A 25,117-nucleotide genomic window follows, 5' to 3' on the forward strand; every position below is an offset into this window, starting at 1 on the left:
GCACCCGGGCGCAGCCTTGTCAGGTCACGGGAAGCTCGCGCTGCAGCGGAAGCCGGCGCAATCGATCTGTACCGTACTGCCGCCAGTGCAACTGGCGGTGAAGCGCGTGGCGCTGCGCGCCTGCACCGCGCCGCAACTCAGGCCAGTGCTGATGCCCTGCGCGCGCGTCATGGCCGATTCGGTGGACATCGCCGGGCCTGCAGGTGCAACGGTGGCTGCGGCGTTGCCGGCTGGTGCTGCTGCGCTGGCCGGTGCAGGCGGGGCGACATCGCCTGCCAGCGGCAGCGTGATCGCTCCGCCGGGCGAATTGCCGCCGCTGGAATCGGTTGCTGCGACAGCGCGCCCTTGTGCGTTGTCGCCCTGCAACGGTTGGCCGCGGTCCTCGCGGTGGCGGTCGAAGCTCAGCGTCTGTCCGAATACCAGCTGGATCCAGCTCGGGTAGGTGTAGCCGGTCCCTTTGCTGTGGTCGACGATGGCGCCAATCGCGCCGCCGATCAGGATGTTGCCCCAGATCCCGATGTTGGCGCGCGAGATGGAGCGGCCGGCGGCATCGCGCTGACCGGGCAGCACGCAGCTGACCTCCAGATCGCGCGAGGACCGATGTACCTGCACGGTCTGCCCGGACTTCAGGGTGAACCGGCCCTTGTCGTTGCTGAGCGCGCAGTCGGCGCCAGCGATGACGTGCCCGTCGGCGGTCTTGGTATCCACACGGATGGGCTGGGTCGCGTCGTTCATGACCGTCGCGCAACCGCTCAACGCAGCCATGGCAATGGCTGCGGTCACTAGGTGTTTCATGTTGTCCCCTGGCGTAAGACATGGTCGGGCCAGGTGGGCATGGCGCCGCGTCCCTGGCACAACCGTGTCGTGATCAATCCCCAATGCCGACGCATCGCGCCGGCCGCCACTTCATACCGGGATTATGGGTCGCCGTCCAGTCGCGACCGTCTGCGTCATGCAACCGGGGTGGAGAGCACCCGGTGCTTGGCCATCACGCTGCGGATCGCGCTCAACAACTGCTCAGGGGTATAGGGCTTTTCGAGGAAGGCCACGCCGTCCGGCAGGATCTCTTCCACATATTCGACCGCCAGGCCGGAGGTCAGCAGCACCGGCAGGTTGTAGGGCGCGTGCGCCGTCTTGAGCGCCAGGTCCACGCCGGTCAGCCCGCCCGGGAAATGGATGTCGGAAAACAGCACATCCACGCGTGGGTCGCTTTCGATCAGGGTCAGCGCCTCTTCGACCGAGCCTGCACTACGGCAGGTAAAACCATAGCTTTCCAGTACAAGGCAGCTGAGTTGTCGGGTGCCATCGCCATCTTCGACGACAAATACAACTGGCCGTTCCTTGTTCTGTGACATGAGCACGTCTCGTAAGGCAGGCCACATTCTCAGCGATGCGGCAGTGAACCCTCTGTCAACGCAGACGGAGCCGTACGGTTACCAGCCGAACGGGCCGGGGCCATAGCCGCCGGGGCCGTAGCGCGGCCCGAACAAAGCGCCTTCGCCGCGTCCGACGCTGATGCTGACGCCGATCTGGTGTGCCTTGCCGTCGTCGTCGTAATAGGTCTTGCAGGAATTCAGGTTGACGGCCTGCCAGTTGCTGTTGCCGCCGCGGTTTGAATAGCCCATGCCGGTTTCGACCGCGCCATGTAGCTTGCCCTGGCACTGCTCGGCGCGTTCGGCGGCAAGCGAGGCCGCGCTGGGGCGGCTCAGCGCAGGCTTGGGGCCGCTCTTGTCGCCGTAGAAGGTGCCCGGCGGGTCGGTGCTGTATTCCGGGTCGGAGCGGTACTGCACCGGGGCTTGCGGAACGCTCAGGTCCAGCGACCGCGCCGACCCCGGCTCGGCACTGCTCTCGCCGGCCTGGGCAAGTGCGCTGCCGGCGGCAAACAGAGTGGCCAGGACAAGCAGGCTGCGTTTCATGGGTGGACTCTACTCAAGAGGGACTGACAGCGCGTGCCAGATCGCCTTGTGAAACTAGCAATGGCTGATTGAATGCGCGCTGTCGATTCTGCGGATTTTTGTGCCAGCGCCGCCACCGCGATGACACATGCCGTTGCATCAGCCCTGCTCGCGCACGATCTCGATCAGTTGCGCGCCATAGCGGGCCAGTTTGCCGCCACCGATACCACCGACACGCGACAGTGCATCGATGCTGGTCGGCCGCTGTTCGGCGATATTGCGCAGCGTGCTGTCGTGGAAGATCACGAAGGCCGGCACGTTCTGCTCCTTGGCCAGCTCCGCGCGCAGGCCGCGCAAGGCATTGAACAGCACCAGATCCTGCGGCTGCACCGGCAGGCCGGTCCGCTGCGCGCTGCGCTCGCGCCCGGCAGCCGGGTTCTCGCGCCGCATCATCACCTGGCGCTCGCCCTTGAGCACCTGGCGGCTGGCATCGGTCAGGCGCAGCCCGCCGTGGCCCTCGCTGTCGACCTCCAGCAGGCTGGCTGCCACCAGCTGGCGGAACACCCCGCGCCAGGTGCGCTCGTCCAGGTCGCGGCCGATGCCGTAGGTACTCAGCTGGTCGTGGCCGAGCTGCTTGATGCGCTCGTTCTCGCTGCCGCGCAGGATGTCGATCAGGTGGCCCACACCGAAGCGCTGCCCGCTGCGGTACACGCAACTGAGCGCCTTCTGCGAGGCCACCGTGGCGTCCCAGGCGGCAGCCGGCGTCAGGCAGTTGTCGCAGTTGCCGCAGGGCTTGGGATAGGTCTCGCCGAAGCCGGCCAGCAGCACCTGGCGGCGGCATTGCATCGATTCGCAGTAGCCGAGCAGGTGATCGAGCTTGGCGCGCTCCAGCCGCTTGCGCTCCTCGGCCGCTTCGCCCTGTTCGATCATCTGCTTGAGCAGCACCACATCGCCCAGGCCATAGCAGAGCCAGGCCTCGGCGGGGTCGCCATCGCGGCCGGCGCGGCCGGTTTCCTGGTAGTAGCCTTCCAGCGATTTGGGCAGGTCCACATGCGCCACGAAGCGCACGTCCGGCTTGTCGATACCCATGCCGAAGGCGATCGTGGCGGCCATGATGATGCCGTCCTCGCGCAGGAAGCGGCGCTGGTTTTCCGCGCGCACCTCGGCGGGCAGGCCGGCGTGGTAGGGCAGGGCGTTGAATCCCTGCGAGCACAGATACTGCGCGGTCTCCTCGACCTTGCGCCGCGACATCGCATAGACGATGCCGGCAGAGCCGCGGTGGCGGCCCAGGAACTCCTGCAGCTGCTTGCGCGCGTTGTCCTTCTGCACCACGGTGTAACGGATGTTGGGGCGGTCGAAGGAGCTGACGAAGTGGCGCGCGTCGACCAGGTCCAGGCGTTCGGCGATCTCGCGTTGGGTCGGCGGATCGGCGGTAGCGGTCAGCGCCATGCGCGGGATATGCGGCCAGCGTTCGTGCAGCACCGTGAGCTGGCGGTATTCGGGGCGGAAATCGTGGCCCCATTGCGAGACGCAATGCGCCTCGTCGATGGCGAACAGCGCGATGCGGCTGCGTTCCAGCAAGGACAGGAAGCGCGGATTCAGCAGGCGCTCCGGGGCGACGTAGAGCAGGTCCAGGTCGCCCGACAGCAGAGCACGTTCGACCCGCTGGGCGTTCTCCGCGTCCAGCGTGGAGTTGAGGAATTCGGCGCGCACGCCGAGCTGGCGCAAGGCCTCGACCTGGTCCTGCATCAGCGCGATCAGCGGCGAGACCACAATGCCGATGCCGTCGCGCAACAGCGCCGGCACTTGATAGCACAGCGACTTGCCACCACCGGTGGGCATCAGCACCAGGGCATCGTTACCCGCAGCGACGTGTTCGACAATGGCTTGCTGTGGGCCGCGGAAGTCGTCGTAACCGAAGACGCGGCTGAGCAGTTCGTGGGCGGGGGAAGACATCCGCTTAGGATACCGCGCGGGTCAAGCCCTGGTCGGTGTCAGGCCGGCGGTGTTGCGCAATGGTGCGTCGGGGATTGCCGCGATGTGGCGGGTGCGCCCACGAGTGCTGATGCGGGCGTTGTCGGGTAGGGGCGTGCGGCGTGGAAAATGGCCGGTGGCCGAGCGTTGCTTAAGGCGACTGGAGCTTCGCTCCGTACGCTCACCCCAAGCCCCGCCTCGCGCCCCGGCCCGCGCTTGCGGCGCGGGCGCTCCAAGGCACGCGCGCCCATGGCGCGCCAGCAGTGCCTCCTCCTCCCGAGGGGAGAGGGGCTCTGTGTCTAGCTTATGGAGCAGGAGCCCAAGGTTTCGGCGCAGCGAAGCCTTGGGCAAACCCGCAGGGGTGAAGCCCAGGGGATTACTGCAGCAGCGAACGCAGCATCCAGGCGTACTTCTCGTGGGTCTGCAGGCGCTGGGTCAGCAGGTCCACGGTCGGATCGTCGCCGGCGTCGTCGGCGGTACCCAGCACCTTGCGTGCGGTGCGGCAGACCGCCTCGTTGCCGCTGACGAGCTGGCGCACCATTTCACGCCAGTCGGCGCTGTCGCTCAGCCCCTGTTCTTCCGGGATCGAGGTCAGGGCGACGAACTCGCTGTAGGAGCCCGGTGCGTTGTAGCCCAGCGCGCGGATGCGCTCGGCCACTTCGTCCAGCGCGGCCCACTGCTCGGTGTACTGGGTCTCGAACATGGTGTGCAGCGAGTTGAACATCGACCCGGTGACATTCCAGTGGAAGTTGTGGGTCTTCAGATACAAGGTGAAGGCGTCAGCCATGTAGCGGGCCAGACCGTCGGAGATCTGCTTGCGATCGCCGTCCTTGATCCCGATATCGATGTGTGGCGCCGATGCTGCGGCGACCGGCAGTGCACCCGCTGCTTCATTGATGACGACGGGCTTGTTGGCGTTCTTTTTCTTGGACATGGGAATGGTCCTCCTGAGGAACCTGATATCGGGTCACAATAGACAGGCTAAAGGATCTGTTGTCATTCAATCTTTCACATTTTTCCATCAATGAGCGCTATCGACACCGACCTTGCCAACACCTTGCGTGAGCGCCGCCGCGCCGTCGATGGCGCGATGAGCCGCGACCGGGGCCGGCTGCTCGGTCTATGGTCGCGCTGGCAAGGCAAGCCCGGCAACCCGCAGGTGCGCGCGGCGTTCGAGCAGGCGCTGGCGGCGTCGCAGGCGCAACGCCAGGCGCGCGCCGAGCAGCAGCCGGCCATCACGCTGGATCAGCAACTGCCGATCGCGCGCGAGGCCGAGCGCATCATCGCGCTGATCCGTGACCATCAAGTGGTTGTCATCGCCGGCGAAACCGGCTCGGGCAAGACCACCCAGCTGCCCAAGCTGTGCCTGGCGGCCGGGCGTGGTGCGGCCGGCATGATCGGCTGCACCCAGCCACGCCGGATCGCCGCGCGCGCGGTGGCGGCGCGGGTGGCCGAGGAGCTGAAGACGCCGTTGGGCACCACGGTGGGCTTCCAGGTGCGCTTCACCGACCGGGTCGGCGAGCAGTCGCGGATCAAGTTCATGACCGACGGCATCCTGCTGGCCGAGATCGCCAGCGACCGCTGGTTGTCGGCCTACGACACCATCATCGTGGACGAAGCGCACGAGCGCAGCCTCAACATCGATTTTTTGCTCGGCTATCTCAAGCAGTTGCTGCAAAAACGCTCCGATCTCAAGTTGATCGTCACCTCGGCCACCATCGATACCGAGCGCTTCGCCCAGCATTTCGACAATGCGCCGGTGATCAATGTGGAAGGCCGCACCTTCCCGGTCGAAGTGCGCTACCGGCCACTCGAAGGCGAGGCCGGCGGGGCCGACGACACTGGCGACGGCGAGCGTGGCAATGGCCGCGATGGCGAACGCACCGTCAACGATGCGATCGTGGCGGCGATCGACGAGATCACCCGCGTCGATCCGCGTGGCGATGTGCTGATGTTCCTGCCCGGCGAGCGCGAGATCCGCGATGCGCACCAGTCGCTGGAACGGCGCAAGTACCGCGAAACCGAAGTGGTGCCGCTGTACGCGCGGCTGTCGGCGGCCGACCAGGACCGCGTGTTCAACCCAGGGCCGCGTCGGCGCCTGGTGCTGGCCACCAATGTGGCCGAGACCTCGCTGACGGTGCCGCGCATCCGTTACGTGGTGGACCCAGGTTTTGCGCGGATCAAGCGCTACAGCCCGCGCCAGAAGCTGGACCGCCTGCATATCGAGCCGATCTCGCAGGCCAGCGCCAACCAGCGCATGGGCCGCTGCGGGCGCATTGCTGAGGGCATCTGTTACCGCCTGTATGCCGAAGCGGACTTTGCCGCGCGGCCGGCATTCACCGATCCGGAAATCCGCCGCTCGTCGCTGTCGGGCGTGATCCTGCGCATGCTGCAACTGGGGCTGGGGCGGATCGAGGATTTCCCGTTCCTGGAAGCGCCTGACGAGCGTGCGGTCGCCGATGGCTGGCAGCAGTTGCTCGAACTGGGCGCGATCGACGGCAACCGCCGCCTGACCGCGACCGGCCGCCAGATGGCGCGCCTGCCGGTGGACGTCAAGCTGGCGCGCATGCTGGTGGCTGCGCAACAGCATGGTTGCCTGCGCGAGATGATCATCATCGCCGCCTTCCTGGGCATCCAGGATCCGCGCGAGCGCCCGCCCGAGGCACGCGAAGCGGCCGACAACGCGCATGCGTTGTTTGCCGATGCACGCTCGGAATTCGTCGGCATCCTGCGCTTGTGGGAGGCCTACCGACAGGTGCACGAAGATCTCACCCAGTCCAAGCTGCGCGACTGGTGCAACCGGCATTTTCTCGGCTTCCTGCGCATGCGCGAATGGCGCGAGCTGCATCGGCAGCTGCGCCTGTTGTGCGAAGAGCTGGGTTGGAGCGAAGAGCCGGCCACCGCGATGCTGGCACCATTGCTGGCCGGTGCCAGCGCGCCTGCGCGCGAGGATGGGCACAACGCCAACCGGCCCACGCGCGGGCAGCTGCATCGCGCTGCGCGGCTGGCACGCGAAGGCAAGCCGGATCCGAACGCGCCACCTGCACAACACGCCTCTGCTGCTGCCGCCAGGCAGGCCGAAGCGGCCGAAGCGGCGGCACGCACCAGCGAGCGCGAGCGTGCAGCGGCGTATCAGGCCTTGCATCGCGCGCTGCTGGCCGGCCTGCCCACGCAGATCGGCCATCGCACCGAAAAAGGCGACTTTCTCGCCGCGCGGCAACGCCGGTTCGTGCCGTTCCCCGGCTCGGCACTGGCACGCAAGCCGCCGCCGTGGATTCTGGCGGCCACGCTGCTGGATACGCAAAAAGTCTGGGGCATGACCAATGCCGCGATCGAGCCGGACTGGGCGATCGCCGAGCTGGGACATCTGCTGGCACGCAAGCACTTCGACCCGCATTGGTCGCGTGCGCAGGGGCAGGTGGTGGCGTCCGAACAGATCAGCCTGTTCGGCCTGGTGCTGGCACCGAAGAAGCCGGTCCATTTCGGCAAGATCGATCCGGCCGGCGCGCATGACCTGTTCGTACGCCAGGGCCTGGTCACGGGCGAGATCAATACGCGTGCGGCGTTCATCGCCGACAACCTCAAGGTGCTGGAACAGGCGCGCGAAGAAGAAGCCAAGCTGCGCCGCGCAGGCATCGTGGCCGACGAGGACTGGCAGGCGCGCTGGTACCTGGACCGCATCCCGGCCGAACTGCATTCGGCCAGCGGGCTGGATGCGTGGTGGAAAACTCTGCCGCCGGACAAGCGCCGCAGCCTGCACTGGACATTGAACGACCTGTTGCCGGGCGAAGGCAGCGAGGCCGATCGTTTCCCGAAGTATTTCCCGCTGGGCGATGCGCGGTTGCCGCTGCATTACCGCTTCGAGCCGGGCGCCATCGATGACGGCGTGACGCTGGACGTGCCACTACACCTGCTCAACGCGCTGGATCCGGCACGGCTGTCGTGGCTGGCGCCGGGCTTCGTTGCCGACAAGGCATCGGCCTTGATTCGCAGCCTGCCCAAGGCGCAGCGGCGCAACTATGTGCCGGCCCCGGATTTCGGGCGCGCGTTCTACGAGGCCTACAGCATCGCCTCGGCCGACGACATCCGCGGCGAGCTGGCGCGCTTTCTGACCAAGACCACCGGTACGCAGGTGGCGGCGCTGGATTTCGACGAAGAGTCGCTGGACACGCATCTGCTGATGAACCTGCGGCTGCGCGATGACGACGGCAAAGTGCTGGCCGAGTCGCGCGATCTGGACGGATTGCGCGCCCGCTTTGGCGAGCGTGCCGGCCAGGCCTTCGCCGCGCGTGCAGGGCGCGCGCTGGCTGCCGAGGGCTTGCGCGATTTTCCGTCCACGCCGATTCCCGAACAGGTTGCCGGCGAAGCCGGCGTGCCGGCCTATCCGGCGCTGGTGGATCAGGGCGACGACGCGGCGTTGCGCATCTTTGCCGACCGCAATGAGGCGGCGCAGGCGCATCCGCGCGGCGTGCGCCGGCTGCTGGAAATCGCGCTGGCCGACAAGATCAAGCAGGCGCGCAAGCAGTTGCCGGTGTCGCCCAAGACCGGGCTGCTGTACGCGGCGATCGAGTCGCAGGAGCGCCTGCGCGGCGATCTGGTCGATGCCGCGCTCAACGCGGTGCTGGCCGATGGTCTGGGCGCGATCCGCGACCCCGGTGCCTTTGCCCAGCGCCGCGATGAGGCGATCAAGCGCCTGTTCGGCGAGGCGATGGAACGGCTGAAGCTGGCCGAAAGCATTCTCGCTGCGGTGGCCGAGCTCAAGCCCCTGCTGGAAGCGCCGTTGATGGGCTGGGCGCGCGGCAACCTGGACGATATGGAGCAGCAGCTGCGTGCGCTGGTGCACGCCGGCTTCCTGCGCGAAACACCGGCTGAGGCGCTGGCCAATTACCCGCGCTATCTCAAGGCGATGATCCTGCGGACCGAGCGCGCCAAACGCGACCCGGCCCGCGACCAGGCGCGCATGCTCGAACTCAAGCCGTTCGTGGATGCATTGGACCAGGCGGCTGCGCGTGGTCTGCAGCAACGTGATGAATGGCAGTCGCTGCGCTGGGACCTGGAGGAATTGCGCGTATCGGTATTCGCGCAGGAGCTGGGTGCCAAGTCGGGCGTGTCGGCGAAGAAGCTGTCACAGCGGGTGGCCGCGTTGCGCAACTGACTGGTGCCGGAGGCGCTGGTCCTGCCACCGACTGGTCACTCAGGCCAAGCACTGCGCCTTGAGCGGTGAACGCGACCCAGCGCGCAGTGGTCAGCTGGGCGTGGGCGATGCGCGGAACCGGCGTGTACACCCGGTACATGCCGGTTCCGGATATCGGCCGCACCGCCTGGCGGTGCGCGCCGTCCGGTTGCCAGCCGCTGTCAGAACTTCATGTGCAGGCTCGCCATGTAGCGGCGCCCGCTCCTGTAGCGGCCGGCCAGATGGTCGGTGTCGCCGAGATACTGCAGGTATTGCTCGTCCAGCAGGTTCTGCGCGTCGACCTGCAGCGACCAGTTCGGGCTGAACGCATAGCCGATGCTCGCGCCGAGTTCGGCGTAGTCATCCACGCTTGCCGGCGCGGCGCCGGCCACGTAACCGCCGGCCAGATAGCTGTCGCGCCAGTTGTAGGTCAGCCGTGCGTTGAGCGGGCCTTTTTCGTAGTACGGGCTGACTGCCACGCTGTTGCGCGACTGGTAGGGCAGGGCATCGCCGGTGTTGTTTTCGCCATTGGCGTAGGTGTAGTTGGCAGTCAAACCGAAGCCGCTGTCGCCGAACGGCTGCTGGAACGCGATGTTGAAGCCCTTGACCTTGCCATCGCCGGCATTGCGTGGCCGCTGGATGCTGTAATCGCAATAGCCATCGGCGCTGCAGCCGTTGCTGCCGAGCAACTGCGCCCAGCTCTGCGGCGCGGTATCGCGTAGCGCGTTGTACTGGCGCTCCACGCTGGCGCTGGTGTCGATGTAGTTGTCGATCTTCTTGTAGAACAGCGACCACGCCACCACCGACTGCTGCGCGAAGTAATACTCGGCCGACAGGTTGAAGTTCCAGGATTCGTACGGCGACAGCTCGGCATTGCCGCCGCTGCCGGTCAGCGTGGTGTCGTTGAGGAAGGTGTTGTTGACCATCTGGTTGTACGGTGCCCAGGCGATCACCTTGGCCGCGGCAAAGCGGAACACCCAATCGTCGGCGGCCTCGTAGGAGAGCGTGAGCGAGGGCAGCAGGAAATCCTCCTTGCGCGTACGTGTCTGCCACAGGCTGTCGGCGTTCTGCAGTGTGGGCGTGCCGCTGTAGACGAAGCCGCTGCCCTCGGTTTTCGAATCGACATAACGCAGCCCGAGATTGCCGCGCAGGCCGCCGCCGGAGAAGTTCAACTGGGCATAGGCGGCGTTATTGGTCTGCTGCAGCGCCCAGGTGTTGTTGAGGTAGCTGGCCGGATCCGGCGCGCCGTAGTCGACCGGGCTGTTGCGGATCCAGTTCAGCACGTTGTTGCGGCCTGCCTGCACATGCCGGCCGTGGTCCGGATAGAACTCCTGCAGATCGGTCAGCCCGATGGTGCCTACGTCGGCCAGCGTGCCCGGCGTCACGCCGCCATAGACGTTGAGCTCGAAGCGCTCCTCATGCTTGCCATGGCGCACGCCCAGCAGCAGTTGGTTGAACACGCTGTCGAACTGCAGATTCAGATCGAGTTGGCCGTAGGTGTCCTTGCTTTCGGTGGAAAAGATGCCGTTATTGCCGAACCAGCCGCCAGCCGAGCCCCAGTTGGCCGGATCGCGCGCGCGCGCCGGATCGTCGAAACGGATGCCGCGCCGCGTGTCCCAGCTGAAGCCGCCGTTGTAGAACGGCTCGATGAAATACTGCGACAGGTCCTTGTTCTCGGATCTGCTTTGGCCCACCTGCCCATTCAATCCCCAGCCATCGCCGCGGAATGCGCCGCGCAGGTCCAGGCCCTTGGTGGTGACTTCCGATTCGCGCACGTTGTTGTCGTAGATCACGGTGCCGCCGAGCGGGTCGGCATTGGCGCCGGAATGCCCGCTGGTCACCACACCGTTGCGCAGGCCGCCGAGTTGGTCCACCGCCGCTACCGTGCCGGCATTCCAGGTCAAAAAGCTGTACATCGACTGGTTGTAGTTGTCGAAGTTCTCGTTGATGTACAGGCCGCTGAGGTTGAATTCCAGCGCCTGGCTGGGCTTGAGCTGCAGGTTGACCACGGCGCTGTCGCGCTCGCGATCCTGCTGGAACCAGGCCGCGTTGATGGAGTTGGGCACGTCCGCATCGGCGGGCACGCCGCCTGCGGCATTGGCGAAGGTGCTGGCCGGCGCGTAGCCGAACACTTCCATGCCGCGGCGATCGACGCGTTCTTCGTAATGCTGCGCCGACACCGCGATGCCGAAGGTGTCGGCCGCGTTCTTCCAGCTATACAGCAGCGCCGCGTTCGGCTTGCCCTCGCTGGCCTGCGCGCTGTAGCTGTAGCCGATGGAGGCGGCCACCTCGTTGACGTCCAGGTCCAGCGGTTGCCGGGTGTGCATCAACACGGTGCCGCCCAGGCTGCCTTCGGTCAGGCGCGCTTCGGAGGATTTGAGGATTTCCGCGCGGCCCAGGATCTGCGGCGCCAGCAAGGTGTAGTCGAATCCGCGGCTGGGTTGTTCGCCGTAGAGCCAGATCGCCTGCGCCACCGGGTGGCCGTCCAGGAAGGACAGATTGAGGCTGGGGTCGGTGCCGTCGATGCTGACCCGCTCGCCCTGGCCAAAGCGCCGGTCCAGGGTGACGCCGGGAATCTGCGACAGCGCCTCGGCCACGTTGGTGCTTGGAAACTTGCCGATGTCTTCGGCGGTGATGGCTTCGGAAATGCCGGCGTTGTTGCGTTTGGTATCGAGCGATTTTTCCAGGCTGGCACGGATGCCGACCACCTGCACGGCATCCAGATCGGTGGCCTGGTCGGCTGCGTCCTGGGCTTGGGCGGCGAATGCCAGCGACAACGCGATCGCGCTGGACAGCAGGGTGGTGCTGTATTTCATGATGTCTCTCCTCATCACGCACGGGGATGGACGGCGGGCTGCTGCTCGCCGGATGCGGGGTCTTGCAGACGCGCGCTCGGGACCGGGCGCGTGGTGGATCGCTTACGTCAGGTCAGCGTGGTGTTGCAGATACCAGTTGGCCGCGCCGAGCACGCCCAGTTGCCCGTGCTCGACCAGCTTGACCGGAATGCGTTCGAGTACCGCGCGCATGCGTCCTTTGGCCAGAAAGCGCTCGCGAAAACGGCTGTTCTGCAGGAACGGCCCGATCGTCGGCAAAAAGCCGCCGGCCAGATAGATGCCGCCGGCGGCGCCGTAGGCCAGCGCCATGTCGCCGACCGCGCTGCCCAGGATGGCGCAAAAGACCTGCAGGCAATCGCGTGCCAATGCATCGTCTTCGTGCAGCGCGGCATGCGTAATCGCGGCCGGTAGCTGATGGCGGGGCGTGGCGCCCTGCAGTTCGCACAGGGCGTTGTACAGATGCAGCAGGCCTGGCCCGGACAGCACATGTTCCAGCGGCAGATAGCGCTCGCCACGCAGCAGGATCCGCAGCACCTGCAGTTCCATCTCGTCGTTGCTGGCCAGGGCGACCTGGCCGGCCTCGGTGGCGAGCACGATCGCGCGTGGCCTGGCATCGATCCAGACCGCCGCACCCAGCCCGGTGCCGGGGCCGACCACCAGGATGGGGCCGCTGGCGCGTGCATGCCGCGGCGTCGGCCCACTCAGTTGCAGCGCGGCACGTTGTTCCATCAGCGGTGCGGCGTAAGCCACCGCTTCGAAATCGTTGACCAGGTGCACGCTGGGCACGGCAAGCGCGGCGCGAATGCGGCCAGGCGAAATCGTCCACGGCAGGTTGTTGCTGATGAAGCTGCCATCGTCCAGCGCGACCCCGGCACTGGCGATCACCACCGCCTCGACGTCGTGCCGTGGCTGCAGGAAGTCGGCAAGGATGGCGTCCAGACTGGCGTGTTCGGCGCAGCGGTAGGTGCGGTAATGCGACAGCTCGGTCGCAGCAGTACCTGCCCGCGCGATGTGGCCGACCCGCACATGCGTGCCACCCACGTCGGCCGCGATGAAGCCGGCGGCAACCGGTGCGGTGGGCAAGCCAGAAGCGAGAGCAGAACGCGAAGTCGCAGCCACGTGCAGTCCTTTGGAGTCGTCCGAGCGGCCAATGCGATCGGCGAGTAGCGGCCTGTGTAGAAGTTGGTGACAACGATGTCAATGGTTCAGTCGGGTTGGATCGATCTTGCTGGCGGACTCGAGTGCAAAATCGCCCGTTTCAGGGCTGTCTGCATGGGTGTGATTGCGCAGTGCGGAAGCGTGCGCACGCGCCACCACGCTGTCGCAACGGTCGCGTCTGTTGTCGCCGTTTGGACACTGAGCGGCGCTGGCATCGCTCCGTGACATCGACACTGCTTCGACGGTGGCTACCGCCAGCCTGATTGCGTCAGCGCTCGCGCAGTCGCCAGCTCAGCGCGCAGCCGCCGCAGAGGCAGCGCCTGGCAAGGTGCTGCAGGCCGCACCGTCGGTGGGTGGCGCCTGCGTCGGATAGCGCTGCTTGCCGAGCACGTAGGTCTGGCTGGTGGCGACGAAGCCGTCCGCGTAGGTGGCCTCGACGAAGTACGCGCTCCAGCCAGCGTCGGGAATCTGCACCGGTACCGACACCGTGTTGCCGCGTGCAGGCGCGATCGGCGTGGCGCTGTAACGAATGCCGCAGGCATAGCGGAAATCGCGCGCCGCCGGGTTGCGGGCCTGCCACAGACGCAACTGCGCAGGGCGCTCGGACGACTGGAAGCGGATCTGCGGGTGTTCGCCTGTGTGCAGGGAATCGCGCACCTTTGGCAATGCACGCTGCTGCTGCAGCCGGGTCACGAAGGGCACCAGGCTGTCGACGATGGAAGCGCGGATGCCGTTATGCGCGCTGTTGGGCACCATGCGCAGCGCCTTGCTGCCGGGCAGCGCGTCGTAGAAGAACTGCGTGTTATCCGGCAGGAAGAAATCGTCGCCGCTGGCATTGACGATGTACTTGGGCACGGCCAGGCGTTTGCGCTGCGGCGTGTGCAGATAACTCAGCGGGTCCTGCAGTTGCACCAGCTGCGCAAATGCCGGCGTGTGCAGCTGTGCGGTGATTGCCTGCCTGGCGTAGGCGCCGAATGCGATCGGCCAGTTGCCGCCATAGGCCCGGGACATGTGCTCGAGCACGGCCGGCAGATTGAGGATGTCGATCACGAACGGCACCACGGCCTCCACGCGCGCATCGGCGATGGTGGCGTGCCAGCTGGCCCAACCACGCTTGGAGGCGCCGGCGAGGAGGAAGCGATGAATCTGCAACGGCGCCAATTCGCGTTCGGCCAGGCTCATGGTGCGCGCGATCGCCGCGGCCATCGGCACGTGCAGCGGCATGGTCTTGCGTCGTTGCGGCGACGCCAGGAACAGCGACCAGCTGTAGGCGACGCTGTCGTCCTCGCGGCGCGGCGTGCCATCGTTGCGGTAGGTCAGTGCCTGGCTGGGCAGATCGCCGAGCGCGACCACCACGGTGCGGCTGCGCCGCGCCAATGCGGCCAGGGCCTCGGGTGGCAATTCGCTGGGCGGTTGTGGCGCGCCGCCATCGGCCGGTTGGCGGGTGCCATTGGTGGAGATCAGCAGCGCACGCGTCGGCAACGCATCTGCCGGGACGTAGATCGCCACATCGTGCTGCCAGCTGGCCGGCTGCACCAGCTCCTCCGGCGACCACTGCTGCGAGGTCAGCAGGTAATCGCGCCTTTCGACACCGTCCACCGTGCGGGTGGCCACGCGCCGGTAGACCAGCGGTTGGCGCTCGATGGCATCGTGATAGCACACCAGCGCCTGGTCGATGCCGACCTCGGGCGCATCGGCGCACTGCTGCGCTGACAGGGTGGGCGCAGTGGCCGCATCGGCAGGCGCAACGCCTGCGAACCAGGCCAGCGACGCCAGCAATGCCAGGCTGCAACATGGCATCCAACGCATGCGTGTTCTCCGGGTGGCCTGCTCAGGCTGCGGTGGCGGGCCGGCAATGCCTGGACGCGCTTACTTGACCCGGCGCACCTTGGCCTGCGTGTTGTAGCCCTCGATCTGCAGATACCACACGCCGACCAGACCCGGCTTGATCTTGACCTTGGGTGACGCCTTGCGCACGCCCGACAATGTCGCAGCGTCGGTCTGCTCCCAGTCCTGGCCATTGGCCAGGGTGTACACGCGCCCCTTCGAAAAGCCCTTGAACTCGCCGACGATGTTGCTCTCGATCGGCTCGTTGCTGCCGAAATCGAAGAAGCCGCGGTTCTTGACGATCACTTCCTGGCGGCCGGCTTCCTTGGCTTGTTCGACCACGACCGCGGCTTCCTTGGCGACCTTGCCCTGCAGCCAGTCGTTGAGCGCGGCCAGTTCTCCGGCATCGAGCTTGTCCAGGCCGGCGGCCTTGAACTGTTCGGCGCTCATCTGCGACTGCAGGTCGCCCTGCACCGCGCGCTGCGCGAGGGCCGGAGCGGCGTTCAGGGCGAGGGTCAGGCAGACCAGCAAGGGAATGCGGCGCGCGAGCGACATGGATGCCATCCGATCAGGAAAGGCGGCTAGTGTAGACGCTAGCCCGCGCATGACGCAGCCGGCTATGGCGCGTCGGCGGCTCGTGCCTCTGTGCTGGCCGATGCCAAGCGTTCGGGGCGGCCGGGGCGGCGGTAGACGAACTCCGGCGGCGGGGCGGCGGCCTCGCGTTCGGCGGTGGCGCGTACCTCGGTGTGTCGCGGCGAGCGTTCGCAGACCGGGTCCAGCGTGGCGGCATCGCCACTGAGCGCCAGCGCCTGGCAGCGGCAGCCGCCCCAGTCGATCTCGCGTTTGGGGCAGCCCTGGCAGACCTCCGGCATCCAGGCGGTGCCGCGGAAGCGCACGAAGGCCTCGCCGTTGTTCCAGATGTCGGCCAGCGACCGCTCGCGCAGGTTGTCAAAGCGCATGCCGTCGATGGTTTCGGCCGCATGGCAGGGCAGCACATCGCCACGCGGGGAGATATTGACGAAGCGCTGGCCCCAGCCACCCATGCACGGCTTGGGCTGGCGGGCGTAGTAATCGGGGGTGACGAAGTCGATCGCCAGGCGGTCGCCGAGCTCGCGGCGGGCGGTTTCCACCGCGTCAATCGTGGCCATCAGCTGCTCGCGGCTGGGCATCAGCGCGGCGCGATTGCGCAGGCCCCAGCCGTAGTACTGGGTGTGCGCCACTTCGATGCGTTCGGCCTGCCATTCCAGCGCCAGCGCGATCATGCCGGGCACGCGCTCGGCGTTATGGCGATGCAGTACCGCATTGAGCGTCAGCGGCAGGCCGCGCGCGCGCACGGCGGCGGCGAACTCGCGCTTCTTCGCCAGGCTGTTGCGATAGCCGGCGATACGGTCGGCACCGGCCGGGTCGACGTCCTGCACGCTCAGCTGCACATGCTCCAGTCCGGCGGCCTGCAACTGGTCCAGCATCGGCTCGCCGCCGGCCACGCCGGAGGTGATCAGGTTGCTGTACAGCCCGAGCGCACGTGCATGCGCCACCAGCTCGGGCAGGTCCTTGCGCAGCATCGGCTCGCCGCCGGAAAAGTGTGCCTGCAGCACGCCCATGTCGGCGGCCTGCTGCAGCAGCGAGCGCCAGCCGGCGGTGTCCATTTCCTCGCGCAGCGCCGCCAACGCGATCGGGTTGGAGCAATACGGGCAGGCCAACGGGCAGCGATGGGTCAGCTCCAGCAGTACCGACAGTGGCGGCGGGGCGATGGTCATAGCCGCAGCAGACGCTTCTGATACAGCGTGGCGGTGAGTTCGATCACATCAATCTCGATATCGGCCGCGTCAGCATCGAATTCGCCTGCCAGTTCCTGCGCGATCTGCGCCAGCGAGCGCGTGCCGTCGTAGCGCTGCGCCACCACCAGTGCGATCTCGTCCAGCTCGACCACGCGTTCCGGCGCCAGCAGCACCCATTGGTCACGCGCGCGGTCGTGCTGCAGGCGCACGCCTGCGCGTAGGGCCGGCTGGCTGTCGCGGGTGATGCTGCTCACGCCGCGGCCCGGCCGGCGTCGCGGTCGGGCACGAACGCATCTGGCCACACGATGCCCGGGGCGACGTAGGCCACGTGCAATGCATCCAGCTGCGCCCACAGCACCGAGCACTTGAAGTGCAGCGCGGCCTTGACCAGGGCCTGTTTTTCGACGGTATCGGCGTGCTGCTTGACGTAGTCCAGCGCAAAATCCGAATCGCGTGGCGCCTCGGTCAGGCGATGCTCGAAATAGGCCAGCGCTTCGGGCGAGACGAAGTCGTAATGCTTGAGCATGCCGGCCACGCGCCGGCCGATGATGTTGGGGGCGAACAGCTCGGTCAGCGAGGAGGCGATTGCCTCGAGCAGGCTTTTTTCGCGCACGAACTGCAGGTAGGCCTGCACCGCAAAACGGGTGCCGGGCAGCAGCGCACGGCCGGATTCCACCAGCGTGCGCTCCAGGCCGAGCGCGTCGGTCAGGTGCAGCCAACGCGCGATGCCGCCATCGCTGGGGCTGTTGCCGTCGTGATCGAGAATGCGTTGCCGCCAGATCCGCCGCAACGCCGGGTCTTCCATGCGCGCCAGGATCGCGGCGTCCTTCAATGGAATGCAGCGCTGGTATTCGAAGCGGTTCAGCGCCCAGGCCTGGACCTGGCCGCGATCGAGCTTGCCCTCGTGCAGGAGCGCATGGAAGGGATGCTGGTCGTGGTACAGGCGGGCGCCGATGGCACGCAGGTCCGCTTCCAGCTGGTCCGGGGTGAGCAGGGTGGTCACAGGGTGATCTCCAGGCCGTCGTGCGCGATTTCCCAGCCGCTGGCACGCGCGCTGGCGTACTCCGGCGAGTGGGTGTCGAGCACGGGATTGGTGGTGTTGAGATGGATGAAGATCTTGCGCGCCACCTCCAGCGGGGCGAACGCGGCAATCGTGCCGTCGGGGCCGTCGATGCTCATGTGGCCCATGCGCTGGCCGGTCTTCTGGCTGATGCCCAGTTGCACCATCTCGTCGTCGCGCCACAGCGTGCCGTCGAAGAACACCAGTTCGGCGCCTTGCAGGCGCGCGCGCAGTGCATCGGTCATCGCCGCGCAGCCGGGAATGTAATGCACGCGGTGCTGGCCATCGTCGATGGTCAGCCCGAGGGTTTCCTCGTTGGAGCCGGCCAGGTCGCCGCCACTGCGCGATTCCATGAACAGCGGTACCTTGCCGGGCACCGAGAATGGCGTGAGTTGCAGGCCCAGCAGCGACACCGGCGTGTCCAGCGCAAACGGCTGGCGCTCCACGTAGGTGGAGTTGACCGCATCGAAGATGGGGTTTTGCGACAGCAGGTCCAGCACGCGGCTGCTGGCATGCAGCGAGAACGCCTGGCTCTCGCGCATCGACAGCAATCCGGCGATATGGTCGATCTCGCCGCTGGTCAGCAGCACCGCTTCGATCGGCGAATGCCGCAAATCGCGCTGCGGCCAGAGTGCGGGCGTTGCAAGGATTTGTTGACGGAAGTCGGGGGAGGCGTTGATCAGGACCCAGCGCTGGCCATCGGCACTGACGGCGATGCTGGCCTGGGTACGACGCTGGGCACCATCGGCTTGTTGCCATGCCCGCCTGCTGGCAGGGGTATGGCAATTCCACTGCGGGTGCCCACCGCCGGCCGCCGATCCCAGAACGATGATGCGCATGGAGAACTGTTACCTATCTGCCGGCGATTGCCGGTCATGCATCGGGAGGAGGGGCGGCAGGTGAGCTCAGAATTCGCCGGAGACGTAGCAGTTGATCTCGGCGCCACAATTGACTTCACGAACGACAGGCTTCTTCCAGGTCTTCATCGGCTACCTCGCAGTTGGTTGGAATGACGTGGCCGCGGCAGGACGCAGCGACAACGCCACTGGAGGATAGGCAGGCGGTTTGGGCGAGTTGTAAAAAGCACGTAAAAACCCGATTGAGCGTGCCGATTGGCCTGCAGCGTTGCGGCACAAGCGGCGCACAGCGGTTGCGAATCAAGACGTTGGCGGGTGAACCGACCATAAGCGCAAGCGTGCGGGATCGCGCCGACGATGCAGCGATTGCGCGTTGTGGAGAAGGTGACGCGCACGTTACCGTAGCTGTCAGCCCCCCGTTGTTGCCCATCGCCGTGTCCACCGCTGTGACCAGTTCCTCATTCGAGCGCCTGCATGCCTTGCTGCAGCGTCCCGCCATCGCGTCGATCGCGCCAGATCTGCGTGATGCCCTGGCGCAGGCCTGGCAGCAGTTGCCGGCGCCGAGCGAGGACGTGGCCTGGACGCTGCTGGCCGATACGCTGGACGCGCTGGCGTTGCTGGCCGCCGACGAGGCCACCTTGATTGCGGCATTGCTGTTCGACCTGCCGGCGTTGCGCGGCGCGATCGCCGGCCTGCCATGGCAGCCGGCCGAGCGCCGGGTGGCGGTCGAAGGCCTGCTGGACGGGCTGGATGCGGCCGACCAGGTCTGGGCCCTGCATGCCGGTCGCGAGGCCGGGCGCAACAGCGAAGGTCTGCGGCGGCTGTTGCTGTCCATCATCCACGACCTGCGGGTGGTGCCGATCCTGCTGGCGCGGCAGTTGGCGCGCATGCGCGTGGCCGACCGCCTGAGCGAAGAGCAGCGCCGCGCACTGGCCCAGCTCACCCGCGACATCCATGCGCCGCTGGCCAACCGGCTGGGCATCTGGCAGGTGAAGTGGGAGCTGGAAGACCTGGCGTTCCGGCATCTGGAGCCGGACACCTACCGCCGCATCGCCCGCGAGGTGGACGAAACCCGCGTGGCGCGCGAGCGCTATCTGGACGCGGTCAAGCGCACCCTGTCGACGACGCTGGCCCAGCAGGGCCTGCGCGCGGAGGTGAGCGGACGGCCGAAGCACATCTACAGCATCTGGCGGAAGATGCAGAAAAAGCGCCTGTCCTTCGACCAGCTGTACGACATCCGCGCGGTGCGGGTGATGGTCGATGACGTGGCCGCCTGCTATGCCGCGCTGGGGGCGGTGCACTCGCTGTGGGCACCGGTGCCGAGCGAGTTCGACGATTACATCGCCCGGCCCAAGGCCAACGACTACCGCTCGCTGCATACCGCGGTGGTCGGCCCGGAAGGGCGCACGATCGAAATCCAGATCCGCACCCACGAGATGCATGCGCAGGCCGAGCTCGGCGTGGCCGCGCACTGGAAATACAAAGAAGGCGGCAAGGGCGGCGAAAAAGCCTTCGACCGCAAGATCCTGTGGATGCGCCAGTTGCTGGAGCAGGTGCAGGAAGGCGACCACGGCGAACTGGCCGGTGCGCTGGACGCCGAGCTGATCGAAGACCGCGTGTATGCACTGACCCCCAAGGGCGAGGTCATCGATCTGCCGCAAGGCGCCACGCCGCTGGATTTCGCCTATCACGTGCACACCATGGTCGGGCATCGCTGCCGCGGCGCGCGCGTCAACGACCGCATCGTGCCGCTGACCTACCGGCTGCGCAGCGGCGACCGGGTGGAGATCATGACCGCCAAGGAGGCCGACCCACGCCGCGACTGGTTGCTGGCGTCCAATGGCTTTCTGGCCAGCGGGCGCTCGCGCGACAAGGTGCGCGCGTGGTTCCACAAGCTCGACCGCGCGCGCAACGTACAGGCCGGCAAGGATCTGCTCGATCGCGAGCTCAAGCGGCTGGGCCTGCAGCACGCCGATCTGGGCGTGGCCACGCGCAAGTTCCACGCCGAGAATGTCGACGATCTGTACATCCAGGTGGCGCTGGGCGATACCGGGCCCAACCAGGTCAGCCGTGCGCTGTTGGAAGCCGAGCGGGCCGCTTCGCAGCCGGCGGTGCCGGCGCCGCCACGGCCCACCGCGCGCCGCGAGGGCTTGGGTAAATCCAAGTTCACCGTGCAGGGCGTGGGCAATCTGCTGGTGCAGCTGGCGCGCTGCTGCCAGCCGGTGGCGGGCGAGCCGATCGCCGGCTATCTGACCCGCGGCCGCGGCATCACCGTGCACCGCACCGATTGCGCGGCACTGTCGCGTCTGGCCGCGGCGCATCCGCAGCGGGTGTTGCCGGTGGAGTGGGGCCAGGCCGGCAGCGGCTACGAGGTGGATGTACAGGTGCGCGCGGTCGACCGCCGCTGGCTGCTCAAGGACATCACCAACCTGATCGCGCAGGAGGACGCGCACGTGCTGGAAATCAACAGCGACAACGTGCGCGACACCGGCAGGGCGCAACTGCGCCTGCGCCTGAAGGTCAGCGACTACGACCAGCTGTCCAGTCTGCTCGGCAAACTGGATGCCTTGCCCGGCGTAAACGAGGTGCGGCGACTCGGTTGAGTGCGCCCCAGCCCGCCGGCGCCCATCGCCTTGAAACAGGCGGCACCCACAGCAAGCAAGGTGTGCCCGCTTCCCGCTTCCCGAATCCCGCTTCCCGAATCCCGATTCCCGATTCCCGATTCCCCCAAGCCCACATCGTCTTCGCAGCAGACAGCTACCATGACGGGGTGAACGCGTCCCCGTCAGGTCGCGCCAAGGACGGACGCCACCGCATGCTCCCGCTTCCGCGCTGGGCAAGATCGCCTCGCCTCTGGGCACCACTGCGCAGCCGCGCGCTATGGCGCGTGGTGCTGGCGTTGTGCGCGTGTCTCTTGCTGGCCACGGTCGTGCTGCGCAAGCCGCTGGCCGATTGGCTGTGGCCGGACACGCGTATCCAGCAACTGCTGCAACGGGGCGATGCGGCGCTGTCGCGCGGCCATCTCAGTGCGGCCGATGGCAACGGCGCGCGCGAACTGTTCGCTGCTGCGCTTGCGCTGGACAGCGATCGCGGCGAAGCCCGTGCCGGGCTGGCGCGCACCGGTGCCGCCGCCGTGGTGCAGGCGCGCGCGGCGATTGCGGCCGGGGATGCCGCTGCTGCGCAGCGTGCGCTGACGCTGGCGGGCGCGCTGGAGGTGCCGCAGGCGCAGATCGCACCGGTGGCACTGCGCCTGCGGCAGTTGCAGGCGCGTCGGGCCGGCCTGGACGCCTTATTCGCACAGGCGGTGTCCGCGCAACAGCAAGGGCGCCTGGATGGCAGCCCGGACAGCGCGCTGCCGTTGTACCAGCGCATCCTGACCCTGGCACCGGACCGCACCGATGCGCTGGAAGGGCGCGAGGACGCCCTGACCGATCTGCTGGCGCAGGCACGCCAGGCCCTGGCGCGCGATGCGCTGGCCGATGCGGCGATGCTGCTGGCCGCGGCCAAGCGCTATGACGCCGGGCATGCCGATGTACCGCTGACCGAGGGCCACTACCACCGTGTGCTGGACCAGCGCCGTCAGCGCGCGCAGGGCTTGTTGCGGCGTGGCCGGCTGGCACCGGCCGCACGCGATTTCACCGCAGTGCTGGCAGCCGAGCCGGCGGATGCGGCCGCCCAGCGTGGGCTGGAGCAGGTGGCAGGCGAATATGCCGCGCAAGCCGGCCGGCAGGCGGCAGACTTCCAGTTCGACGCCGCGCTGCAGTCGCTGCAGGAAGCCAAGACCTTGCTGCCCGGCGCCGCCGCGATTGCGCAGGCCGAGCAGGCGATTGCGCGTGCACGCGATGCCCAGCGCAGCCCCGAGACCGGGCTGTCGCGCGGTACCCGCGAGCGCCGCCTGCGCGCGCTGCTGCAACGGGTGGCAGCTGCCGAAGCGCAGCAGCAGTGGATGACGCCGCCCGGCGCCAGTGCCTACGACGCGGTGCGTGCCGCGCAGGCGCTGGCGCCGCGCGATCCACGCGTGCTGCAGGCGGCCGCACGTGTGGTGCCGGCCAGTCAGCGCTGCTTCGAGGACGAGCTACGCAACAACCGCCTGCGTGCCGCGCGCGGCTGTCTGGATGCCTGGCAGGCGCTGACGCCCAACGGCGATGCACTGGCCGGCGCGCGTCGACGGCTTGCGCAACGCTGGGTTGCGGTGGGCAGCGAACGCCTGGGACAGGAAGACGCCGCCTTTGCACGACGCGCGCAGGACGAGGCGCACCAGCTGGATCCTGGGCTGCCGGAATTGGCCGAGTTCACGCGCCGGGTCAAGGCCGTGACCGAGCAGCGTTGACGCAGCGGTTGTTCTCGACGGCGCCACTCACAGCGCCATCCCCGAGCGCCCGGCGCGCACTCACTCCGCGATAAACAGCGCGCGCACCGTGCCACGCGCCGCATCCAGCGAAAAATGCCGGGCCACGTTGTGCAATCCGTTGTCGGCCAGGCGTTGCCACAGCGCCGCATCGCGATACAGGCGCACGATCGCCGCGGCGAAGGCATCGGCGTCATCGGCCACGCAGACATCCTCACCGTCGCGCAGATGCATGCCTTCCACCGCACAGGTGGTGCCGACCACCGGCTGCCCGTGCGCCATGCTCAGGTTGATCTTGCCTTTGACGCCGGCGCCGAAGCGCAGCGGTGCTACCGCGATGCGTGCGTTCTCCATGAACGGCAGCAGATCCGGCACATGCCCGTGCAATTGCACGCCGGGGCATTCGTCGGCCAGCAGTGTCAGTGCCTGCGGCATGTCCGCGCCGATGCAGTGGAAGACCACCTGCGGCAATTGCGCGCGCACCTGCGGAAAGATCGCGCTGATGAACCACTGCACCGCATCCACATTGGGGGGATGCCGGAAGCCGCCGACGAACACCAGGTCGTGGCGTTGCTCGAAGCGGCGGCCGCTACCGGCCACCTCATGCAGGTTGGAGAGCAGGGCGGTGCGGATCTGCGGTGCGTCCGCCTGCAGCTGCGCCTGTTCGGCCGCCGAGACCAGCAGCGTGACATCGGTGGCGGCCATGATCTCCAGCTCGCGCAGGCGTGTGCGTTCGGCCGCGCGCAACAGGTTGGCATCGCCGGCCAGCTCGGCGCCGCGGCGCTCGCGCAGGTAGTGCAGATCGACGGTGTCGAACAGGGTGCGCGCCTGCGGCGCGTACTGTCTGAGCAGCGGCAGACAGGCATGCGCAACGTGGTGACGCACCAGCAGCACCACCGCAAACCGCGGGCCGTGCGTGCGCAGCCAGCTGCCGATGCCGTCCAGGAACGGCGCGTACCAGACTTCCACGCCCAGCTGCTGCAGTGCCTGCGTGTGCCGTCCGGCGTGTTCGCGGCGGGTCGGCACGAACACCACGTGCGCGCCCTCTTCGCATAGCAGGCGGATCAGATTGAACTGCCGCAACGAGCCCGAGTCGCGATCCGGTTGCGGCACGCATTCGTCCAGGATCAGCACCTGACGTTGGCCACGGTGCAGCAGCGCAGGGCCGGGAACCGTGCCGACCGGCAACTGCATTGCCAGCGCCTGCTGCCACTTGTCGGCGAACACGCCTTGGTTGCGCACCTGGTACGCCTTCACCCCGGTGCGGGTGTCGGTGCCATTGCTGGTGCCCTCGTCATGCACCACCACGCTGGCCGGCTGCACCAGCACCCGGTAGCCGGCGGCACGCACCGCAAACGCCAGATCGGTGTCTTCGTAATACGCCGGCATGTAGCGGCGATCCAGCCCACCCAGCGTCTGCAACAACGCGCGCGGCAGCGCGATCGCCGCGCCGGAGCAGTAGTCCATCGCACGCACATAGGCATGGCGCGGGTCGTCGGCCGATTCGAAGCGACCGTAGCTCCAGGCGCTGCCGTCGGCGAACACCACGCCGCCGGATTCCTGCAGGCGGCCGTCCGGGTACACCAGTTGCGCGCCGACCAGCCCGGCGCCGGGGTACTGGGCAAACGTGTCGATCAGCCGATCCAGCCAGCCGGGCTGCGGGATGGTGTCGTTGTTGAGCAGCACCACGTAGTCGCCGCGCGCCAGTGCGATGCCGTCATTGCAGGCGGCGATGAAACCGCCATTGCTGGCGCGCCGGTGGTAGTGCAGCCCTTGCACCTGCGGCAGCTGCGCCTGCGTGGCGTCGCTGCTGCCGTCGTCCACGACGATGATCTCCACCTCCAGCAGCGGCGGATGCGCCGCCAGTGCGCGCAGGCACGCCAGGGTGTGCGCGATGTGGTTGTAGACCGGAATCACCAGCGTCACGCGCGGGGTGTCGCTGTGCGGGACCGCAAACGCGGCAAACGGTGCGGCCTCCGGCAACCACAGCGGCGTGCCGAGCGCCACCGGCGGTGCCTGCGTATGCACGCGAATGCGCTGCCAGGTGGCGCGCCAGCCGCGTGTGCGCATGCTCGCCACGCTGCGGTGAATCAGCCCAAGCACGCGATTGAACAGATAGCGTGCATCGGCCAGTGACATCGACATTCCGTTGGAACTCCAGACGTGGCGTGACGAAGAAAACCCGGCGAGCAGTCGTCAGGCGGCGAGGACGG

The 25,117-nt window shown here is 67.5% G+C and carries 18 protein-coding genes; 3 read left to right on the forward strand and 15 right to left on the reverse strand.

Translation table 11 applies throughout. From position 1 onward, the window contains the following. Nucleotides 1-24: 24 nt before the first annotated feature. The 5 genes from DYQ94_RS04850 to DYQ94_RS04870 form a co-directional block, all read right to left on the reverse strand. Entirely contained in the window at nucleotides 25-795 is a 771-nt protein-coding gene (locus DYQ94_RS04850) for a hypothetical protein (protein ID WP_260326066.1), read from the reverse strand. 155 nt (nucleotides 796-950) lie between these two features. After that, entirely contained in the window at nucleotides 951-1,355 is a 405-nt protein-coding gene (locus tag DYQ94_RS04855) for a response regulator (RefSeq protein ID WP_039816233.1), read from the reverse strand. 78 nt (nucleotides 1,356-1,433) lie between these two features. After that, nucleotides 1,434-1,916 (reverse strand): hypothetical protein, encoded by a 483-nt coding sequence (locus DYQ94_RS04860; RefSeq protein ID WP_046343838.1) that lies wholly within the window; start codon nucleotides 1,914-1,916, stop codon nucleotides 1,434-1,436. Nucleotides 1,917-2,054: 138 nt separating this feature from the next. After that, on the reverse strand, nucleotides 2,055-3,851 hold the full coding sequence (recQ, locus tag DYQ94_RS04865) for a DNA helicase RecQ (RefSeq protein ID WP_039519542.1): 1,797 nt from the start codon (nucleotides 3,849-3,851) through the stop codon (nucleotides 2,055-2,057). Nucleotides 3,852-4,245: 394 nt separating this feature from the next. Beyond that, a complete protein-coding gene (locus DYQ94_RS04870) occupies nucleotides 4,246-4,803 on the reverse strand; it encodes a Dps family protein (RefSeq protein WP_024939933.1) in 558 nt (185 codons plus the stop codon). Between the two features lie 90 nt (nucleotides 4,804-4,893). Here DYQ94_RS04870 and hrpA point away from each other — a divergent pair, with 90 nt between their 5' ends. Next, nucleotides 4,894-9,024, forward strand: a complete 4,131-nt coding sequence (hrpA, locus tag DYQ94_RS04875; RefSeq protein WP_160954767.1) for an ATP-dependent RNA helicase HrpA — start codon at nucleotides 4,894-4,896, stop codon at nucleotides 9,022-9,024. Between the two features lie 200 nt (nucleotides 9,025-9,224). On the opposite strand, the gene DYQ94_RS04880 is transcribed toward hrpA, so the two are convergent. The 9 genes from DYQ94_RS04880 to pqqA form a co-directional block, all read right to left on the reverse strand. After that, on the reverse strand, nucleotides 9,225-11,858 hold the full coding sequence (locus DYQ94_RS04880; protein WP_160954766.1) for a TonB-dependent receptor: 2,634 nt from the start codon (nucleotides 11,856-11,858) through the stop codon (nucleotides 9,225-9,227). A 102-nt stretch (nucleotides 11,859-11,960) separates the two neighbouring features. Then, nucleotides 11,961-12,995 carry a glucokinase family protein gene (locus tag DYQ94_RS04885; protein WP_160954765.1) on the reverse strand — a complete coding sequence of 345 codons (1,035 nt, stop codon included), beginning with the start codon at nucleotides 12,993-12,995 and terminating at the stop codon, nucleotides 11,961-11,963. Between the two features lie 330 nt (nucleotides 12,996-13,325). Then, the gene (locus DYQ94_RS04890) at nucleotides 13,326-14,843 is read right to left on the reverse strand and encodes a PhoPQ-activated pathogenicity-related family protein (protein ID WP_160954764.1); all 1,518 of its coding nucleotides are present in this window, start codon (nucleotides 14,841-14,843) and stop codon (nucleotides 13,326-13,328) included. Between the two features lie 60 nt (nucleotides 14,844-14,903). Continuing rightward, nucleotides 14,904-15,416, reverse strand: coding sequence for a hypothetical protein (locus DYQ94_RS04895; RefSeq protein WP_054591015.1), 513 nt, complete (start codon nucleotides 15,414-15,416; stop codon nucleotides 14,904-14,906). A 62-nt stretch (nucleotides 15,417-15,478) separates the two neighbouring features. Continuing rightward, nucleotides 15,479-16,618 (reverse strand): pyrroloquinoline quinone biosynthesis protein PqqE, encoded by a 1,140-nt coding sequence (gene pqqE, locus DYQ94_RS04900; protein WP_160954763.1) that lies wholly within the window; start codon nucleotides 16,616-16,618, stop codon nucleotides 15,479-15,481. Beyond that, complete coding sequence (pqqD, locus tag DYQ94_RS04905; RefSeq protein ID WP_104576437.1) at nucleotides 16,615-16,893, reverse strand: pyrroloquinoline quinone biosynthesis peptide chaperone PqqD; 279 nt, start codon at nucleotides 16,891-16,893, stop codon at nucleotides 16,615-16,617. The genes pqqE and pqqD overlap by 4 nt, the downstream gene beginning before the upstream one ends. After that, complete coding sequence (gene pqqC / locus DYQ94_RS04910; RefSeq protein ID WP_039515257.1) at nucleotides 16,890-17,642, reverse strand: pyrroloquinoline-quinone synthase PqqC; 753 nt, start codon at nucleotides 17,640-17,642, stop codon at nucleotides 16,890-16,892. The genes pqqD and pqqC overlap by 4 nt, the downstream gene beginning before the upstream one ends. Further along, complete coding sequence (gene pqqB, locus DYQ94_RS04915) at nucleotides 17,639-18,538, reverse strand: pyrroloquinoline quinone biosynthesis protein PqqB (RefSeq protein WP_160954762.1); 900 nt, start codon at nucleotides 18,536-18,538, stop codon at nucleotides 17,639-17,641. The genes pqqC and pqqB overlap by 4 nt, the downstream gene beginning before the upstream one ends. A gap of 66 nt (nucleotides 18,539-18,604) precedes the next feature. Then, nucleotides 18,605-18,685: a pyrroloquinoline quinone precursor peptide PqqA gene (pqqA, locus tag DYQ94_RS04920; RefSeq protein ID WP_002812057.1), complete on the reverse strand. Its 81-nt coding sequence runs from the start codon at nucleotides 18,683-18,685 to the stop codon at nucleotides 18,605-18,607. 290 nt (nucleotides 18,686-18,975) lie between these two features. On the opposite strand from pqqA, the gene DYQ94_RS04925 reads away from it, so the two are divergent. Together DYQ94_RS04925 and DYQ94_RS04930 are read left to right on the forward strand one after the other, a co-directional pair. Then, complete coding sequence (locus DYQ94_RS04925) at nucleotides 18,976-21,159, forward strand: RelA/SpoT family protein (RefSeq protein WP_160954761.1); 2,184 nt, start codon at nucleotides 18,976-18,978, stop codon at nucleotides 21,157-21,159. Nucleotides 21,160-21,371: 212 nt separating this feature from the next. Beyond that, on the forward strand, nucleotides 21,372-22,886 hold the full coding sequence (locus DYQ94_RS04930) for a hypothetical protein (RefSeq protein WP_160954760.1): 1,515 nt from the start codon (nucleotides 21,372-21,374) through the stop codon (nucleotides 22,884-22,886). A gap of 60 nt (nucleotides 22,887-22,946) precedes the next feature. Here DYQ94_RS04930 and DYQ94_RS04935 read toward each other — a convergent pair whose 3' ends face one another. After that, complete coding sequence (locus tag DYQ94_RS04935) at nucleotides 22,947-25,049, reverse strand: glycosyltransferase (protein ID WP_160954759.1); 2,103 nt, start codon at nucleotides 25,047-25,049, stop codon at nucleotides 22,947-22,949. Between the last annotated feature and the right edge of the window lie 68 nt (nucleotides 25,050-25,117).

The organism is Xanthomonas sp. LMG 8993 (assembly GCF_009835065.2).
Taxonomy (GTDB): Bacteria; Pseudomonadota; Gammaproteobacteria; order Xanthomonadales; family Xanthomonadaceae; genus Xanthomonas; species Xanthomonas arboricola.

Coding starts and splice junctions, on each gene's coding strand:
- DYQ94_RS04850 (WP_260326066.1), bottom strand. CDS start 795: ATGAAACACCTAGTGACCGCAGCCATTGCCATGGCTGCGTTGAGCGGT.
- DYQ94_RS04855 (WP_039816233.1), bottom strand. CDS start 1,355: ATGTCACAGAACAAGGAACGGCCAGTTGTATTTGTCGTCGAAGATGGC.
- DYQ94_RS04860 (WP_046343838.1), bottom strand. CDS start 1,916: ATGAAACGCAGCCTGCTTGTCCTGGCCACTCTGTTTGCCGCCGGCAGC.
- recQ (WP_039519542.1), bottom strand. CDS start 3,851: ATGTCTTCCCCCGCCCACGAACTGCTCAGCCGCGTCTTCGGTTACGAC.
- DYQ94_RS04870 (WP_024939933.1), bottom strand. CDS start 4,803: ATGTCCAAGAAAAAGAACGCCAACAAGCCCGTCGTCATCAATGAAGCA.
- hrpA (WP_160954767.1), top strand. CDS start 4,894: ATGAGCGCTATCGACACCGACCTTGCCAACACCTTGCGTGAGCGCCGC.
- DYQ94_RS04880 (WP_160954766.1), bottom strand. CDS start 11,858: ATGAAATACAGCACCACCCTGCTGTCCAGCGCGATCGCGTTGTCGCTG.
- DYQ94_RS04890 (WP_160954764.1), bottom strand. CDS start 14,843: ATGCGTTGGATGCCATGTTGCAGCCTGGCATTGCTGGCGTCGCTGGCC.
- DYQ94_RS04895 (WP_054591015.1), bottom strand. CDS start 15,416: ATGTCGCTCGCGCGCCGCATTCCCTTGCTGGTCTGCCTGACCCTCGCC.
- pqqE (WP_160954763.1), bottom strand. CDS start 16,618: ATGACCATCGCCCCGCCGCCACTGTCGGTACTGCTGGAGCTGACCCAT.
- pqqB (WP_160954762.1), bottom strand. CDS start 18,538: ATGCGCATCATCGTTCTGGGATCGGCGGCCGGCGGTGGGCACCCGCAG.
- pqqA (WP_002812057.1), bottom strand. CDS start 18,685: ATGAAGACCTGGAAGAAGCCTGTCGTTCGTGAAGTCAATTGTGGCGCC.
- DYQ94_RS04930 (WP_160954760.1), top strand. CDS start 21,372: ATGCTCCCGCTTCCGCGCTGGGCAAGATCGCCTCGCCTCTGGGCACCA.
- DYQ94_RS04935 (WP_160954759.1), bottom strand. CDS start 25,049: ATGTCGATGTCACTGGCCGATGCACGCTATCTGTTCAATCGCGTGCTT.